The following is an 18,339-nucleotide window of genomic DNA, read 5'->3' as shown; positions in this document are numbered from 1 at the left end:
GGAAAAGGACGAACAGGGGAAGGGGGGGGGGGGGGGGCGGGGGGGGGGGGGGGGGGGGGGTGGTGGGGGGGGGGGGGGGGGGGGGGGGGGGGGGGGGGGCGCCCCCCCCCCCCCCCTGCGCCGGGTGCTCACTGCCGCTCGCCGGCCAGCAGACCGGTCACCACCGCGGCGACCTGGGCGACGTGGGGTTTCTTGAGGACGCCCAGGTGATTGCCGCCCACCCGGTGGACCGTCAGTCCGCCGGGGGCCAGCTGCCGCCAGCGCGCGGTGAAGTCCTCGTAGCTGACCCCTTCCGCGACCTCGTGCTCGCCCGCCGCGACGTCGTCACCCGCGAGCAGGTGCAGATGGCCCTCGTACGGTGTGTGGCGGTAGGCCAGCCGGGTCTGCAGCAGCTCCCGCCAGACGCGCAGGCGCCCCGGCCAGAAGTCGTCCCCCGGCTCCGGCGGGGCCACTTCGCCGTCGTCCAGGAGGTCGTTGAGCAGGTCGCCCGCCCGCTGTTGCAGCTCGGCCACCCGCTTCCGCTCGGCGCCGGACCGTGCGGCGTCGGCGAGTTCGGCGAACGCCGCCTCGGCGCGCTCGAAGCGCCGGACGAACTCGTGCATGTTCTCCCGCTCGTAGGTGTCCAGTGCGGGGTCGAGCAGCAGGAAGGTGACCTCCTCGCCCGCCGCGTGCAGGCGGCGGGCCATCTCGGTGGTGATCTGGCTGCCGCCGCACCAGCCGAGCAGGTGGTACGGACCGCTGGGAACGATCCGCCGCAGCTCGGCCAGGTTCAGCTCGGCGACCTGCTCGACGCTCTCCGGAGCCGGGCAGGGACGGCTCAGGCCCGGCCACTCGAAGGCGGCCACCGGCTGGTCCGGGTCCAGGTGGTCGGCCAGCTCGGCGAACCAGTGGGCGCTGCCGGGGTGCACGCAGAACAGCGGCGGCCGGCCGCCGCCGCGGCGCAGCCAGACGACCGAGTCCGCCGCCCTGGCCCGTGCGCCCTCCAGGTCGCGTGCGCCCTCCGCCGCTCCGGCGGACCGGGCGTCGGTGACCACGGCGGCCAGTTCGGCCACCGTGCGGTGGCGGTAGAAGTCCTGGAAGGTGAGTTTGTAGCCGTACTCGGCCCGGAGCCTGGTGATCACCCGCATCACCGTCAGCGAGTGGCCGCCCAGCTCGGCGAAGCTGTCGTCGATCCCCACCCGCTCACGCTTGAGCACCTCGGCCCAGGCGCGGGCCACGATGTTCTCCACGGCCGTGCGCGGGGCGCGGTAGGGGCGGGCGGAGACCGGCTGGGAGTCCTTGGGGAGCCGCGCCAGGTCGATCTTGCCGCTGGCGGTCATCGGCAGCTCGTCGAGTACCAGGTACCTGGACGGCACCAGGTGGGCCGGCAGCACCCGGGCCAGCCGGTCGCGCAGCGCCACCGGATCGAGCGTGCCGCCGTCGCCCGGCACCAGGTAGGCGGCCAGTTCCTTCTCGCCGCCGGGCGTGCCGACCACGTGCACCGCGACCTCGCGCACGTCGGCCTCGCGGCGCAGTGCGGCCTCCACCTCGCCCGGCTCGATCCGGTAGCCGCGGATCTTCACCTGGTGGTCCACCCGGCCGGCGAACTCCAGCACCCCGTCCTCCCGGTAGCGGGCCAGGTCGCCGGACCGGTAGAGCCGCTCGCCGGGGCGCGCGGCGTACGGGTCCGGCACGAAGCGTTCGGCGGTCAGTCCCGGCCGCTCGACGTACCCGCGGGCCACCTGCGCCCCGCCGATGTACAGTTCGCCGACCACGCCGGCCGGCACCGCCTGCAGGTCGCGGTCCAGCACCCGCATCGTGGTGTTGGCGAACGGCCGACCGATCGGCAGGACGCCGGGAGGCAGTTCGCCAGGCCTGCCCTCGAGGTGGGAGCAGCCGACGGTGGTCTCGGTCGGGCCGTACTCGTTGTCCACCACGGTGTCCGGGGCGTGCTCGGCCCAGCGCGAGACCATCTCCCGGGTGAGTTCCTCGCCGCCGGCGATCAGGCGCCCGGCCGCGTGGCGCAGGCCCTGCGGCGACAGCGCCTGGTTCAGCAGCGCCAGGTGGGAGGGGGTCAGCTTCAGCAGTCCGAAGCCGCCGCGTTCCAGCTCCGCCACCAGGGCGTCGATCCCCGGCGTCCCGTCGTCCTCGGTGAGAGTGACCGGCTGGCCGGACAGCAGCGCGGGGAAGAGCGAGGTGACCGGGAGGTCGAAAGCCATTGAGGAGTACAGCGGAGCGCCGGTGCCGCCCAGGGGCCGGTAGCGGTCCAGGCACCAGCACACGTAGTTGACCAGGTTGCGGTGCTCGATCATCACGCCCTTCGGGGTTCCGGTCGAGCCCGAGGTGTAGATCACGTAGGCCAGCGAATCGGGTGTCACGTCGAGGCCCGGGTTGCCCGGGTCCTGGCGGGCGATGCCCGGGTCGCGGTCGACCAGCAGCGGCTCGGCGGCGCTCCCGGCGAGCAGGCCGGCCAGGGCGGTCTCGGTGACCACCACCCGGGCGCCGGTCTCGGCGGCCAGGGAGGTCAGCCGGGCCGCCGGGTGGCCCGGATCCAGCGGCAGGTAGCCGGCGCCCGCCTTGAGGACCGCCAGCAGGGCGACCACCAGCTCCGGGCCGCGACGCAGCAGTACGCCCACCCGGGACTCCCGGCCGACCCCGAGCTCGCCGAGGCGTCCGGCGAGGCGGTTGGCGCGGGCGTTGAGCTCGGCGTAGTCGAGGGTGCCGCCGTCGGCGCAGCGCAGTGCCGTGGCCCGCGGAGTGCGCTCGGCCTGCGCCTCGAACAGCTGGTGCAGGCAGACGTCCGGGTAGGCCGTGGCGGGACCGGCGGCGAACCGCGCCAGCCGGGCGTGCTCGTCGGCTGCCAGCAGGCTGCCCCGGGCGTCACCCAGCGGGTCGGCGGCCATCGCCTCCAGGATCCGCCGGTACAGCGCGGCAAGCCGGGGCCCGTTGGCGCGGCTGATCCGCTCGGGTCGGCCGGAGATGAAGACCACGCCGGGGAAGGTCCACACGTCCAGAGCGAACTCGTTGGGGCTGACGTCGACCACCTTGCCGGGCTCGATCTGCCGGCGGTCCAGGACATGGAAGTCGAGGTAGGTGAAGGCGACGTCGACGAGCGGGGTGCCCTCGCCCCAGGCGCGCTGCATCTCCGGCAGCGGGAACCGGCGGTGCGGCCACGCCTCCACCTCGGCGGTGAAGACCTGCCGGGCCAGTTCGCTCCAGGTGGCGCCGGTCGTTTCGACACCGAGCGGCAGGGTGTTCAGGTGCATGCCGCGGACCAGCTCGCCACCCTCGGTCTCCAGGCGGCCGTTGCAGACCAGGCCGCTGTGGAAGCGGTGGCTGCCGCTGATCGTGGACAGCGCCTTCAGATGGGCGGCGAACAGCACGCTCTTGAGCGGCACCCCGGCGGTGGCGGCCAGCCGGCGCAGCCCCGCCTCCAGGTCCCGGAACGGCACGGTGATCTGGAACGGTGGCTCACCGGCCCCCGGATCGGCGGCCCACGCGGACGGCAGGGCGACCCGTTCGAACTCGGCGACCTGCGCCCGCCAGAACTCCCGGTCCTCGGCGGAGAGGAGCGAGCGGCGCTCCAGCGCGACGTGATCGGCGAAGCGGACGGTGTGCCCGGCCGGGTCGGCCGGGGGCAGCCCGGCGCGGACCGCCCGGTAGTCGGTCATCAGCTCGTCGATCAGCGAGTGGTGGCTCCAGCCGTCGAGGATCGCGTGGCACTCGATGAAGGAGAACGTCCAGCGGTCGTCGGCGGTCTGGTGGACGTGGAAGCGCAGCATCGGCGCCGTGCCGATGTCGAAGGGACTGCGGCGGGTCTCGGCGGTGAACCGTCCCAGCTCCGCCCGCACCTGCTCCTCGTCGAGTCCGCGCAGGTCGTCGTAGCCGACCTGGACGACGGCCTCGGCGTGTACGAGCTGCAGCGGCTCGGAGTAACCGGTGAGGTCGAAGCCGGTGCGCAGGATCTCGTGCCGCCGGGTGAGCTGCGCGGCCGCCTCGCGCAACGCGGGCAGCGAGAACGGGGCGTCGTCGATGAACGGGAAGAGCGTGATGTTGTGGTAGGGGCTCTCGTCCCGGTCGGCGAGCATCTGGTAGACCATCGCCGCCTGCACCATGGCGAGCGGGTAGGCGTCCACCAGGCCGGACGGCAGGGCCGCGCGGTCGACGGGCGACAACAGGGCGAACGGTGCCACCCGCTCCTCCTCGACGCTCGCCGCCCCGCCGGGCGCGGTCGTCTCGGCGAAGCCGGCCAGGCTCTCGACGCTCTGGTGGACGAGGAGGTTCTGCACCGTCACGTCGATCCCGCGCCGGCGCAGCGCGCCGACCACCTTGATCGCGCGGATCGAGTCGCCGCCCAGCTCGAAGAAGTTGTCGAGGGCGCCGACCTTCGGCAGGCCGAGCACCTCGGCCCAGGTCTCGGCGACGATCCGCTCGGTCCGGCCGCGGGGGTTGACGTACTCCCCCGCCGCACGGGCACCGTGGGCGTCGGGGTCGGGCAGCGCCCGGCGGTCGATCTTGCCGTTGGCCGTCAGCGGGAAGGCGTCCAGCGGGACGAAGACGGCGGGCACCATGTAGCCGGGCAGTGTGCGGCCGAGCCGGGCCCGCAGCTCCGTGACCTCGACCACGTGTCCGGCCCGCGGGGCGACGTACGCGACCAGCCGGGCCTCCCGCTCGCCCGGGCGGCGGTGCGCGATCACCAGGCTGCTCTCCACCTCGGCCTGGCTGCCGAGGGCCGCCTCGATCTCGCCGGGTTCGATGCGGTGGCCGCGGATCTTCACCTGTTCGTCGACGCGGCCGAGGAACTCCAGTTCGCCGTCGGCGTCGTAGCGCGCCAGGTCCCCGGTGCGGTACATCCGGGACCCGGGCACGGTGGCGAACGGATCGGGCAGGAACCGCTCGGCGGTCAGGCCCGGACGGCCCAGGTACCCGCGCGCCAGGCCGGGCCCGGAGACGTGGAGCTGGCCGGGAGTGCCGATCGGCACCTGGTTGAGGTCGGCGTCCAGCAGGTACAGCCGCAGATCGCCGAGCGGACGGCCGATCGGGCTGCGCCGGGCGCCGGACCCCTCGCCCGCGCGGACCGGTCGGCAGGTGACGTGCACGGTGGTCTCGGTGATGCCGTACATGTTGACCAGGGACGGTCGCCGGTCGCCGAACCGCTCGAACCAGGGCGCCAGTTCGGAGACGTCCAGGGCCTCGCCGCCGAAGACCACGGTGCGCAGCGCGAGGGCGCCGGGCCGCAGGCCGGCCAGTGCCACCGCCTCCTGCAGACCGCGGAACGCGGAGGGGGTCTGGTTGAGCACGGTGACCCGCTCGGTGACCAGCAGGTCGAGGAAGTCCTGCGGCGAACGGGAGACGGCGAACGGCACCACCACGACCCGCCCGCCGTTCAGCAGCGCCCCCCACAGCTCCCAGACCGAGAAGTCGAAGGCGTACGAGTGGAAGAGCGTCCACACATCCTCGGGGCCGAAGCCGAAGTCCTCGCGGCAGGAGGCGAGCAGCCGCAGCACGTTGGCGTGGGTGACCTGGACGCCCTTGGGCGCTCCGGTGGAGCCGGAGGTATAGATGACGTACGCGGTGTTGCCGGGGCTCGCGAGGGGGACCGGGTCGGTGTCGGGCCACCCCCGCTCGTCGTCCTCGTCGAGCAGCAGGGTGGTGACGGCGTCCTCGCCCGTGTGCCGGTCGGTGACCAGGGCGGTCACCCCGGCGTCGGCCAGGATGTACTCGAGCCGGTCGGCAGGCTGGCCGGGGTCCAGCGGGAGGTAGCTGGCGCCGGACTTGAGCACGCCGAGCAGCGCCACCACCAGGTCCAGCCCGCGCTCGAACCGCACGCCGACCACCGTCTCGGGACCCGCGCCGAGCGCGCGCAGCCGGTGGGCCAGGCGGTTGGCCCGGGCGTTCAGCTCGCCGTAGCCGATCCAGACGCCCTCGCAGCCGGCGGCGGGTGCGTCGGGGGTGCGGGCGGCCCACTCCTCGAAGACCTCGGGCAGGGTCTGCTCGGCGGCGTAGCTGCGGCCGGATCCGCTCCAGGAGGCGAGGAGCGCCCGCTCGGCGTCCGGCAACAGTTCGAGCCGGCCGACCGGCTTGTCCGGGTCGGCGGCGATGCCGGCCAGCAGCCGCAGGTAGTGCGCGATCATCCGGTGGATCGTGGCCTCGTCGAACAGGGCGGTCGCGTACTCGAGCCGGCCGGTGAGGGAGCCGTCGGCGGTGCTGCCGAGCGCCAGGTCGAGATCGAACTTGACGGTGTGCCAGTCCACCGGCTGCTGCCCGGTACTCAGCGCGCCCGGCTCGGGCGGGGTGTGGGCGGCGAGTTCGAAGACCACCTGGAAGATCGGGTTGCGGGAGGGGTCGCGCTCGGGCGCCAGCTCGTCCACCAGCCGTTCGAACGGGGTCTCCTGGTGGGTGAAGGCGCCGAGCGCGGTCTCGCGGACCCGACTGAGGAGTTCACGGAAGGCCGGGGCGCCGGACAGGTCGGTGCGCAGGGCCACCGTGTTGGCGAACAGACCGATCATGTCCTGGGTCTCGGGCCTCTCCCGGCCCGCCACCGGGGTGCCGACCACCACGTCGTCCTGCCCGCAGGTGCGGCCGAGCAGGAGCTGGAAGGCGGCCAGGAACACCATGAACGGGGTCGCGCCCTCGTTCCGCCCCAACTCGACGAGGGGCTGCACCAGTCCGGCCGGGATGGTGAAGGCCGCGGTGGCGCCCGAGGCGTCCCGGACCGAGCCGCGCAACCGGTCGGTGGGAAGCGCCAGCGGGGTCAGGTCGGCCAGGGTGGTGCGCCAGTAGGCGAGCTGGGCCGCCAGGCGGTCACCGGAGAGGTGCTCGCGCTGCCAGGCGGCGAAGTCGGCGTACTGCGGGCCGGCCGGCCGCAGCGGGGCGGACCGGCCGGCGGTGAACGCCTGGTACAGGTCGTCGAGTTCGCGGAGCAGGACGCCCTCGGACCAGCCGTCGGAGGCGATGTGGTGGAGGGTCAGCAGGAGCGCGTGGGTGTCCTCGCCGAGCCGGGCGAGCAGCGCCCGGACCGGGTGCTCGGCGGCCAGGTCGAAGGGGCGCCGGCCGTCCTCGGCCACCAGTTCGGCCAGCCGCCGCTCGGCCTGTGCGAGGGCCGCGCCGGCCCCGCTGTCCGTGCCGGGTCCGGGGTCCTGGCCGGTTCGGCCCTCCCGGCCGTCCGCGCGCAGGTCCACGGTGGTCAGGGCGATCGGGCCCGGATCGTCGATCACCAGAACCGGTTCGTCGTCCACCGCCGGGTAGCGGGTGCGCAGCACCTCGTGCCGGGCCACCAGCTCGTCCAGGGCCCGCCGCAGCGCCACCGGGTCGACCGGGCCGGACGGGCGCAGCAACAGCGGCATCAGGTACTCGGTGCCGCCCGGCTGGAGCTGGTCGAGCACCCACATCCGGTGCTGCGCGAACGACAGCGGGAGAGCGCCGTCCCGGGGGACGGGGGCGATCCCGTCCTGCCGCTTCTTCGTCAAGCCGCGCAGGCGCCGCTGCAGCAGCTCCGTGCGGGAGCTCGGACTCGTGCTCATCCTTCGCCTTCCTGTGCGTGCGACGGGGTCCGGCCCGGCGACGGTCCGCCGGCCGGGCAGCAGCCTGCCGACGGCGGGTGGGCGCGCGGCAGGGGCAGCGCGGCGGACTTCCGGCCGCGGACTGCGCGTGTGACTGCCGGTCCTTCTCTGGGCCGGGGGCGGGGGGCCTCACAGCATCGAGCCATGACCCCCACCGTGCGCGAGGAAGTACCCCCGAACGTCACGCCGTTGCTGCGCAATCGAGACTTCGTCCTGCTGTGGCAGGCCGCGGCTGTCTCGGGGCTGGGCTCCAACGCCACCAGCGTGGCCTACCCGCTGCTGATCCTCGCGCTGACCGGCTCCCCGGCGGACGCCGGGCTCACCGGCTTCATCGCCCTGCTGCCGCAACTGCTGTTCCAACTGCCGGCCGGAGCGCTGGTGGACCGTTGGAACCGGCGGCGGACGATGATCGCCTGCGACGTGCTGCGCGGCCTGGCCATCGGCAGCGTGGCGGCGGCCCTGCTGCTGGACCGGCTGTCGCTGCCGCACGTGCTCGCGGTCGGGTTCGCCGAGGGCATGCTCACGGTGTGCTTCCGCATCGCCGCCTCGGCCGCCGTGCCCAACGTGGTGCACCCCTCGCAGCTCGCGGCCGCGCTCTCCCGCAACGAGGCGCGGGCGCGCGGTGCCGCGATGCTCGGCCAGCCGCTGGGCGGCCTGCTGTTCGGCCTGGGCCGGGCGGTGCCGTTCCTCTTCGACGCCGCCAGCTACCTGTGGTCACTGATCGGGCTGCTGCTGATCCGCCGCGACCTCCAGGCCGAGCGGCGGCCGCGCACGGCAGCGCTGCACCGGGAACTCGGCGAGGGTGTGCGCTGGTTGTGGCGCCAGCCGTTCCTGCGGACGACCACCTTCCTGATCGCCGGCAGCAACCTGCTGTTCCAGGCCCTCTTCCTGACGGTCATCGTGATGGCCCGCGGGCGGCACGGCTCGTCCGCCGCGATCGGCGTGATGTTCGGTGTGGCGGCGGTGGGCGGGGTGCTGGGCTCCCTGCTCGCCCCCGCGCTGGAGCGCCGCCTGTCGATGCGGACCGTGGTGATCGGCGCGAACTGGGCCTGGGCCGCGCTCACTGTGGTGCTGCTGGTGGTGCGCGACCCTTATCCGGTCGGCGTGGTGTACGCGTTGATGTGTTTCGTCGGCCCGGTGTGGAACGTGGTCGTCTCGGCCTATCAGCTGGCCGTCACGCCCGACGCCGTCCGGGGCCGGGTGCTCGGTGCCGTCGGGCTGGTCGCCTTCGGCGCGGTCCCGCTCGGTTCCCTGGTCGGGGGGCAGTTGCTGGCCTGGCTGGGCGCGGACGCCACCGTCCGGGTGCTCGCCGCGTGGATGGTTCTGCTGGCAGCGGCCGCGACGATCAGCCCTTCGGTGCGCTCGGCTCCCGCGTTGACCGGCGCCACGGCCGGTGCCGAGGAGCCGACGCCGACCGCCTGAAAGCCGCCCGCGCAAACCGTCCCCGCGCGTCGCACGGCTCCCGGCCGTGCGACGTCCCTCGCCGTCTCCGGCCGACAGCCGCCTGGCGCGACTCGGCCGGCCGGAACCCCCGCGGGGCGGCGGGTCCCACCGGAGGCCGTCCGGAGCGACCCGGCCGGAACAGCCGCCCGACGGCGCGCCCGGCGGCCGCACCCTGGCAGGGCTCCCGGGCCGGGACCCCACCTGGCGGCGCGTCGGGGAGCCGCGCTCGGCGCGCCCGTCGGCCAGGACGCCCGCCCGGAGCCGGCCGTCACGCGGCGTACCCGGTCAGGCGGAACGCTCCCCGCGGCACGTCGGTGCCCGCAGCCGCGTGGCCAGGTCCGGCCATCCCGTCGGCCGCCCGGCCGCGCGCACAGACGGCGACGCGCAGGCGTCCGCCCGCCGCCCCCGAGGGGGTGGCGGGCGAAGGTGCCCGTGGTTCAGCGGCCCTCGCCCTCCTCCGCCAGCAGGGCGGCGACCTCCTCGTCCGACAGCTCGGCGATCTGCGCCTCCAGCGCCTCCAGCAGGACCTGGCTCAGGGCGGCCACCGTGGTGGCCTCGAAGAGGCACCGCAGCGGCAGGTCCACGTCGAAGACGGCGACCAGCCGGGCGAGCACCCGCGTGGCGAGCAGCGAGTGGGCACCGAGGACGAAGACGTCCTCGTCGACGCCGATCCGCTCGATGCCGAGGATCTCCGCCCACACCTCGGCCACGATCTCCTCGGTCGGGTTGCGCGGTGCCCGGTAGGGGCGTTCCAGCAGCCGGCCCGTGGTGGCGGGCTCCGGGAGGGCCTTGCGGTCCACCTTCTTGCTGGGGGTCAGCGGCAGCTCGGACAGGGTCGTCCAGAGTGAGGGGACCATGTACGAGGGCAGCCGCTCGCCGGCCCACTCGCGCAGCTCGGCGACGTCCGGGCCGTCGTCGCCGCGCGGCACCAGGTAGGCGACCAGCCGGCGGTCGCCCGGCCGGACGTCGCGGGCGACGACGGCGGCCTGGCGCAGCCCGGGGTGCTGGGCCAGCACCGCCTCGATCTCGCCCAGTTCGATCCGGAAGCCGCGCAGTTTGACCTGCTGGTCGATCCGGCCGAGGAATTCGATGGTGCCGCCGGGGAGGTGACGCACCAGGTCGCCGGTCCGGTAGAGCCGGCCGCCCGGCACGTCGCCGAAGGGGTCGGGGACGAACTTCTCCGCGGTGAGTCCGGGGCGACGGTGGTAGCCGCGGGCCAATCGGATCCCGGCCAGGTGGAGTTCGCCGGGCACCCCGACCGGTACGGGGTCGCCGGCGCCGTCCAGCACGTAGGCCCGGGTGCCCGGGACCGGGCGGCCGATCGGCAGGGCGGCCTCGCCACGGCCGGGCGGGGCCGCCGGCACGGGGTGCAGGACGCAGGTGACGGTCGCCTCGGTGGGGCCGTAGTTGCACAGGAACCGGCCGGGCAGGCCGGTGGCGGCCCAGGCCAGGGCGTCGTCCACGGTGACCACGTCGCTCCCGACGTTCATCAGCTTCAGGCCGCTCAGCCGTTCGTCGCCCGGCTGGACGTGCTGGATCACCTCGCGGTAGTAGGCGGGGGTGATCTCCATGACGGTGATGCCGTGCTCGGCGACCCGTCCGGGGAGCTCGGCGGGGCTCCAGAACAGCGGATCGGCCACGACGACGGTCGCGCCGGCCAGCAGGGTGGCGGCGATCTGGTCCATCGCCACGTCGAAGGTGAGCGCCGAGAGCAGCACCACCCGGTCGCCCGGCTCGATGCCGTAGGCGTCGGCGATCACCCGGCAGTGGTGGGCGTAGGAGTCGTGCTGGATCAGCACGCCCTTGGGCTGTCCCGTGGAGCCCGAGGTGTAGATCATGTACGCCAGCTGGTCCGGCGCGGCCTGTGGCGGGAGGTCTTGGTCGGGGCGGGCGGCGATCCGTCCCGCCTCCGTGTCGACCAGCACCAGCGGCCCGTGGGCGGCGGCGGGGAGCCGAGCGGCGAACCGGCCGGTGCTCAACACGGCTCCGGCGTCCAGTTCGCCCAGCATGAACGCCAGCCGCTCGGCCGGGTGTTCGGGATCGATCGGCACGTAGACGCCGCCCGCCTTGAGCACCGCGAGCAGCGCCACCACGACCTCGATCCCGCGCTCCATGCAGACGGCGACCGCACGTTCCGGCCCGACACCCAGCTCGCGCAGGTGGTGGGCCAGCTGGTTGGCACGGGCGTTGAGCTCGGCGTAGCCGAGCGAAACCGGTCCGAAGGAGACGGCGACCGCGTCGGGGGTCTCGGCGGCGCGCCGCTCGAACAGGGTCGGCACACAGGCCGCCGGCGGTTCGGCGCCGGCCGGGTTCCAGCCGTGCACCAGTTGTTCCCGCTCGTCCCCGGTGAGGATCGCCAGCCGGCTGAGCGGGGTATCGGGCCGCGCGGTGGCCGCCCGCAACAGGGTCAGGTAGTGCCCGGCCATCCGCTCGACCGTGGTGCGGTCGAACAGTGCCGTGGCGTACTCGAACAGTCCTTGCAGACCGCCGTCGGCGCGGCGGCCGAGCGAGAGCGTGAGGTCGAACTTCGCGGTCCGCCAGGGCGAGGGGACCCGCTCGGCGGTCAGGCCGTCCAGCCGCAGCGCGGTGCTCCGGACGTGCTGGAGTTCGAACATCACCTGGAACAGCGGGTTGCGCGACAGGTCCCGGCCCGGCTGCAGTTCGTCGACCAGGCGTTCGAACGGCAGGTCCTGGTGGCTGTAGGCGGCGATCACGTCCTCGTGGACCCGGCGCAGCAGCGACGCGAAGCTCGGGTCGCCACCGAGGTCGGAGCGCAGCACGACGGTGTTGACGAACAGGCCGACCACCTCCTCCACCTCGGGCCGGGTCCGGCCGGCGGTCGGGGTGCCGACGCAGACGTCGGACTGCCGGGTGTAGCGGGCGAGCAGGACGTCGAAGGCGGCGAGCAGCACCACGAACGGGGTGACCGCCTGGCTGCGTGCCAGGTCCGCCACGGCTTCGGCGAGCTCGTCGGGGACCGCGAGGGGGAACAGGTCGCCGCGTGGGTCGCGGACGGCCGGGCGGGGCCGGTCGGCGGGAAGCTCCAGCGGGACGAGCCCGTCGAGCCGCTCCCGCCAGTGCGCGAGTTGTACCTCCGGCAGCCCGCCCCGCGACCAGCGGTCCTGCCAGGCCGCGAAGTCGGCGTACTGCACCGGTGGCGCGGGGGGCGGGCCGCCGCCGGTGAGCCGGGCGCGGTACAGCAGCCCGAGGTCGCGCGTCAGCAGGTCCAGGGACCAGCCGTCGACCGCTATGTGGTGGGCCGTCAGGGACAGGAGGTGCTCCTGCTCACCGACCTTGACCAGCAGGGCGCGCAGCGGTGGTTCCCGGTCGAGGCGGAACGGGCGGGCGGTCTCGGTGCGCACCAGTTCCTCGGCCCGGGCGGCTGCCTCCTTCGCCGGCAGGCCGGAGAGGTCCACGGGCGCGGCACCGAGGACGGCCACCGGGTCGATCACCTGTACCGGCTCACCGCCCGGCGCGAGGTAGCGGGTGCGCAGCACCTCGTGCCGGGCCGCCAGGTCGTCCAGCGCGCCGGCCAGGGCGGCGGTGTGCAGCGGACCGCGCAGGCGCACCACCAGCGGCACCAGGTACTCGGAGCTGCCCGGCTCCAGCTGGTCGAGGAACCACATCCGGCGCTGGGCGGAGGAGAGCGGCAGCGGGCCGCCGCGCGGCACCGGCAGCACCGCTCCGGCCGGGTCGGCGGACCGGGCATTCGGGGCAGTGGCCAGTTCGGCCAGGGCGGCGACGGTGCGGCGGGAGAAGACCTCGGCGACCGGGACCTCGACACCGAAGGCCGCTCGCAGCCGGAACACCAGCCGGGTGGCGAGCAGCGAGTGGCCCCCGAGGGCGAAGAAGTCGTCGAGCGCGCCGACCCGCTCCCGGCCCAGCAGCTCGGCGAAGACCTCGGCGACCGTCCGCTCGGCAGGGTCGCGCGGCGCGAGGTACTCCCCCGTCGCGGCCAGCCCGGCCAGTCCGGGCAGCGCCCCGACGTCCACCTTGCCGCTGGCGGTGAGCGGCAAGGCGGCGAGGACCCGCAGTACGGCCGGCACCATGGCGTTCGGCAACCGGGCCGCCAGGTGGGCCCGCAGCGCGGCCGGGTCGGGGTCGACGCCCTCGACGGGCACGACGTGGCCGACCAGTTGCTGGTCGCCGTAGACGCCGACGGCCGCCGCGGCGACCGAGGGGTGCTCGCAGAGCACGGCCTCGATCTCGCTGGGCTCGATCCGGATGCCGCGCAGCTTGACCTGCCGGTCGAGCCGGCCGAGGTACTCCAGGGTGCCGTCGGCACGACGCCGGACCCGGTCCCCGGTGCGGTAGAGCCGCTCGCCCGGGACAGCCGGGTACGGGTTGGGGACGAAGCGCTCGGCGGTCAGGTCGCCGCGGCCGAGGTAACCGCGCGCCAGACCGGTGCCGGCCACGCACAGCTCGCCGTGGACGCCGGGCGGGACCAGGCCCCCGTCCGGGTCGAGCACGAGGATCCGGGTGTTGTCGATCGGCTGCCCGATGGCGACGATCTCGCCGGTCTCCCGGCCGTCGTAGCGCCAGGAGGTCACGTCGATGGCGCACTCGGTGGGGCCGTAGGTGTTGACCAGGGTGACCGGCAGCAGGGCGAGCAGCCGGTCGCAGAGGTCCACGGGCAGCGGCTCGCCGGCGCAGAACACCAGCCGCAGCGTGCCGCAGTCGCGCAGCCCGGGCTGCCGGACCAGCGCCCGCAGCACCGACGGCACGAGTTGCAGGACGGTGATCCGGTGCTCGGCCACCGCCCGCACCATCGCGGCCGGGTCGCGCGGTACGCCGTCGGCGGCGACCACCACCGTCGCGCCGCAGACCAGCGGTGCCAGGAATTCCCAGACCGAGGCGTCGAAGCCGATCGTGGTCTTCTGCAGTACCCGGTCCGCCGGGCCGAGGCCGTGCTCGCGCACCGTCCACAGCACCCGGTTGCGGATGGCCTCGTGACTGATCAGCACGCCTTTGGGGCGACCGGTCGAGCCCGAGGTGTACATCAGGTAGGCGGCCCCGGCGGGGTCGAGCGGCGGCAGTCCGGCGGCCGGCCGCCGGTCGTCCGGTGCCGGCGCGGTCAGGTCCGGCTCCTCGTCGAGCAGCACGAGCCGGGCCGTGCCCTCGGGCAGTTCGCTGCGGATCCAGGACTGGCCGATCAGCACGGCGGCGCCGCTGTCGGCGAGCACGTGGGCGCGGCGCTGCGCCGGGTGCGCGGGGTCGACCGGCACGTAGGTGCCACCGGCCCGGAGCACGCCGAGCAGGGCGGTGACCAGATCGGCCTCCCGGCGCAGGCAGACCGCGACCGGGGTCTCGGCGCGCACCCCGACCGCGCGCAGACGGTGCGCCAGCCGGGTGGCCCGGGCGTCGAGCTGCGCATAGGTCAGCGTGTGCCCGGCGAAGACGACGGCGGGCGCGTCGGGGGTGCGGGCGGCCTGCTCGGAGATCAACTCGGGCAGGCAGCGGTCGGGCAGCGGCACGGTGGTTTCGTTGCACTTCTCCACCACGGCCAGCCGGTCCTGTGCGGACAGCAGGTCGATGCGGTGCAGGGGGCGGTCCGGGTCGGCCAGCACGGCGTCGAGCAGCACCCGGAAGGCGTCGGCCAGGCGCTGCGCGGTCGTCCGGTCGAACAGCGCGGTGGCGTACTGCAACCGGGCGTTGAGCCGCCCGTCGGGCAGTACGTCGGTGTCCAGCACCAAGTCGAACGGCGAGCCGACCAGCGGTGTGCGGACCAGCTCGCAGTCGAGGCCGGGCAGGGCGATCGGCTCCGGCGGCGCGGTGCGCAGGGAGAAGGACACCTGGAAGAGCGGGTTGCGGGCGAGGTCACGCTCCGGCGCCAGCTCGTCCACCACCAGTTCGAACGGGGTACCGGCGTGGCTGAGGGCGGCCAGCGTGTCCGCCGCGACCCGGCCGAGCAGGGTCCGGAAGGACGGCTCGCCGCCGAGGTCGCCGCGCAGCACCACGGTGTTGACGAACAGGCCGATCAGCCGCTCCGCATCGGGCAGGCCGCGGCCGGCCACCGGCGTGCCCACCGCGATGTCCCGCTGCCCGCTGAACCGGGCGAGCACCGCCTGGAACGTGGCGAGCAGCACCATGAACCGGGTCGCCCGGCTGCTGCGGGCGAGCCGGTCGACCCGTGTCATCAGCTCGGCCGGCAGCTCGAAGCGGACGGCGTCGCCGGCGCCGTCCCAGACGGCCGGGCGGGGGCGGTCGGTGGGCAGCTCCAGCGGCGTCAGACCTGCCAGCGCGGTGCGCCAGTGGTCCAGCCCGGCGGCCAGCCGTCGGCCGGTGAGCTGCTCGGCCTGCCGGTCGGCATAGTCGGCGTACTGCAGGGCGAGCGGTGCGAGGGCGGCCGGAGCGCCGCCGGTGCGCTCCCGGTAGCCGGCCGCCAGCTCGGCCCCGAGGAGGTGCCAGGACATGCCGTCGAAGGCGATGTGGTGGACCACGACGATCAGCAGGTGGTCGGTGGGACCCACCCGGGCCAGCACGGCCCGCAGCGGGGGCTGCCGGGCCAGGTCGACCGGGAGCCGCAGTTCCTCCTCGATCAGCCGGACCAGCCGGGCCTCCCGGTCGGCGTCCGGAAGACCGGTGACGTCGCAGTGCCGCAGGGGCAGTTCGGCATTCGGGGAGATCAGCTGCAGCAGCCGGTCGGCGTCCTGCCGGTAGCGGGTGCGCAGCACCTCGTGCCGCTCGACGACGGCGGTGAGCGCGCCGAGCAGCGCGCCGGTGTCCAGGTCGCCCCGGATCCGCAGCGCCAGCGGGAGCAGGTAGTCGGCCGTGCCCGGCCGCAACATGTCGAGGAACCAGAGCCGCTGCTGCCCGAACGACGCGCTGCGGGGCGCCCCGGCCGCGCTGTCCGTGCCACCACGGCTGTCGTCCATCTCCATCGGCCACCTCCACGGGTCCTCACGGACGCGCACCGCGCCCCGGCGAAGCCTGCTGGCGGGCGCGGGCCCGGCACCAGGGATGCGGCGGCAGGGTGCGGTGCCGTTCCCGCTGCCGGTTTGTCTCTTGCCCGGTTCGCCGGCGCCCGGCAGGCTCGCCCCGTCGCAGTGCCGAACCCCGAGGGCAGGAGGGCCTGATGGCCGAGGAAGCCGCCGACACCCGTAGCTACCTGGTCGTGCTCAACGACGAGGAGCAGTACTCGATCTGGCTCGCCGACCGCGAACTGCCGCTCGGCTGGCGGTCCGAGGGCACGCGGGGCAGCCGTGCGGAGTGCCTGGCGCACATCGGCACCGTGTGGACCGACATGCGGCCGCTGAGCCTGCGCGAGCGGATGGACAGCGCCGCCACCGGCGGGGACCGTGCGACCGTCTGACACCGTGCCCGGCGGCGTGCTGCGGACCGTGGGCCGGACGCCGCTGGTCGAGCTCACCAGGTTCGCCCCGGCCGCCCGCTTCCGTCTGTTCGCCAAGCTGGAGGGGCACAACCCCGGCGGCTCGATCAAGGACCGCTCCGCGCTGGAGCTGCTGTGCGGGGCCATCGGTGAGGGCCGGGTGGTCCCCGGCCGGTCGGTCGTGGTCGAATCCAGCTCGGGCAACCTGGGCATCGGACTCGCCCAGGCGTGCCGCTACTTCGGGGTCCGCTTCGTCTGCGTGGTGGACCCGCGCGCCAACCGCCAGAACATCGCGATCATGCGGGCGCTGGGCGCCGAGGTCGAGGTGGTCACCACGACCGACCCGGTCACCGGCGAGTACCTGCCGGTGCGGATCCGCCGGGTGCGCGAGATCCTCGCCACCACCGAGGACGCCTACTGCCCGGACCAGTACGCGAACCCGCTCAACCCGCGCTCGCACCACGCGACGATGCGGGAGATCTGCGAGGCCGTGCCCGGCGGCCTGGACTACCTGTTCTGCGCGACGAGTTCGTGCGGGACACTGCGCGGCTGCGCCGAGTACGCGCGGGAACGGCGGCTCCCGGTGGTCATCGTGGCCGTCGACGCCGAGGGCAGCGTCATCTTCGGGCGCGAGCCCGCGCCCCGGTTGATCCCCGGCCACGGCGCGGCCGTCCGCCCCGCGCTCCACCAGGACGGCCTCGCGGACGAGGTGGTGCACATCAGCGACCTCGACTGCGTGGTCAACTGCCGCCGGCTGGCGCACCGCGAGGCGATCCTGGCCGGTGGCTCGGCGGGCGCGGTGCTCGCCGCGGTCCGGCGCCTGGGCGACCGGATCCCGGCGGGCGCGACCTGCGCGGTGATCCTCCCGGACCGGGGCGAGCGCTACCTCGACACGATCTATGACGACGACTGGGTCGCGTCGCACTTCGGCGACGTCGCCCACCTGTGGAAGGGACACGATCCAGTGGCCGAGGCGGCGACATGCTGATCCTGACGGCCGGACAGGTCCGTCAGGTCCTGGACGGTGCCGAGCAGCAGGTGGTCGAGGCGGTGAGCCGGGCGTACCGGCTGCACGCGGCCGGCCGGACCGTGCTCCCGCACTCGCTCTTCCTGCGGTTCCCCGAGGAGGCGCGCAACCGGATCATCGCCCTGCCGGCCTACCTCCCAGACGCCGGTGACTCCGGGGCGCGGGGACCGGTCGCCGGCGTCAAGTGGATCTCCTCCTTCCCCGGCAACCTGGACGCCGGGCTGGAGCGCGCCTCGGCGGCGATCGTCCTCAACTCGATGCGCACCGGCCACCCCGAGGTGCTGCTGGAGGGCTCGGTGATCTCAGCGCGGCGCACCGCGGCGAGCGCGGCGCTCGCCGCCGCGACGCTCGCCCCGCGGGAGCCGCAGACCGGCGTCGCACTGATCGGCTGCGGCGTGATCAACTTCGAGGTGCTCACCTTCCTGCGGGCCCTGCTGCCCGAGCTGGCCGAGGTCACCCTCTTCGACCTCGATCCGGCCCGCGCGCGGGCCTTCGCCGAGCGCTGCGCGGCCCGGCTGCCCGGGCTGCGGACCACCGTCGCGGAGCGGATCGGGGACGCCCTGGCGGCCCACCGGCTGGTCTCGCTCGCCACCACCGCCGCCACCCCGCACCTGGACCCGTCCCCCTGCCCGCCCGGGACACTGCTGCTGCACCTGTCCCTGCGCGACCTCGCTCCGGAGACCATCCTGTCCAGCGTCAACATCGTCGACGACGGCGACCACGTCTGCCGCGAGTCCACCTCGCTGCACCTGGCCGAGAAGCAGGCCGGTCACCGCGACTTCATCGCCGACTCGATCGGCGCCCTCCTCACCGGTGCTCGGCGCGAGCGGGACCCCGAGGCCCTCACGGTCTTCTCGCCGTTCGGCCTGGGCGTGCTGGACCTCGCCGTCGCCGACCTGGTCCACCACCGGGCTCAGGAGCAGGGTCTCGGCACGGACGTCCCGGACTTCCTCCCTTCGGGGCACGGTGGCTGAGGGCTCGTCCGTGTCACCGGTCCG

6 protein-coding genes are annotated in these 18,339 nt (G+C 74.6%); 4 read left to right on the top strand and 2 right to left on the bottom strand.

Annotated features, from left to right (window positions below; translation table 11 throughout):
• Window positions 1-128 precede the first annotated feature (128 nt).
• Window positions 129-7,502 carry an amino acid adenylation domain-containing protein gene (locus tag ACZ4W9_RS30215; protein WP_467941106.1) on the bottom strand — a complete coding sequence of 2,458 codons (7,374 nt, stop codon included), beginning with the start codon at window positions 7,500-7,502 and terminating at the stop codon, window positions 129-131.
• 183 nt (window positions 7,503-7,685) lie between these two features.
• Between ACZ4W9_RS30215 and ACZ4W9_RS30210 the strand changes: the two genes are divergently transcribed.
• Window positions 7,686-8,963, top strand: a complete 1,278-nt coding sequence (locus ACZ4W9_RS30210) for an MFS transporter (protein ID WP_467941104.1) — start codon at window positions 7,686-7,688, stop codon at window positions 8,961-8,963.
• 458 nt (window positions 8,964-9,421) lie between these two features.
• On the opposite strand, the gene ACZ4W9_RS30205 is transcribed toward ACZ4W9_RS30210, so the two are convergent.
• Entirely contained in the window at window positions 9,422-15,865 is a 6,444-nt protein-coding gene (locus ACZ4W9_RS30205) for an amino acid adenylation domain-containing protein (protein WP_467941103.1), read from the bottom strand.
• Window positions 15,866-16,059: 194 nt separating this feature from the next.
• Between ACZ4W9_RS30205 and ACZ4W9_RS30200 the strand changes: the two genes are divergently transcribed.
• From ACZ4W9_RS30200 to sbnB, 3 genes are read left to right on the top strand one after another with little or no spacing between them, the layout of a single operon-like run.
• Complete coding sequence (locus ACZ4W9_RS30200; RefSeq protein ID WP_467941101.1) at window positions 16,060-16,296, top strand: MbtH family protein; 237 nt, start codon at window positions 16,060-16,062, stop codon at window positions 16,294-16,296.
• Entirely contained in the window at window positions 16,283-17,302 is a 1,020-nt protein-coding gene (sbnA, locus tag ACZ4W9_RS30195; RefSeq protein ID WP_467941100.1) for a 2,3-diaminopropionate biosynthesis protein SbnA, read from the top strand. The genes ACZ4W9_RS30200 and sbnA overlap by 14 nt, the downstream gene beginning before the upstream one ends.
• The gene (sbnB, locus tag ACZ4W9_RS30190) at window positions 17,296-18,315 is read left to right on the top strand and encodes a 2,3-diaminopropionate biosynthesis protein SbnB (RefSeq protein WP_467941099.1); all 1,020 of its coding nucleotides are present in this window, start codon (window positions 17,296-17,298) and stop codon (window positions 18,313-18,315) included. The genes sbnA and sbnB overlap by 7 nt, the downstream gene beginning before the upstream one ends.
• The last annotated feature ends 24 nt before the right edge of the window (window positions 18,316-18,339 follow it).

It is taken from the genome of Streptomyces sp. NPDC029296, assembly GCF_055569255.1.
Note: the sequence above shows the minus strand (reverse complement) of the source record. Positions and strands in the feature narration are given on the sequence as shown.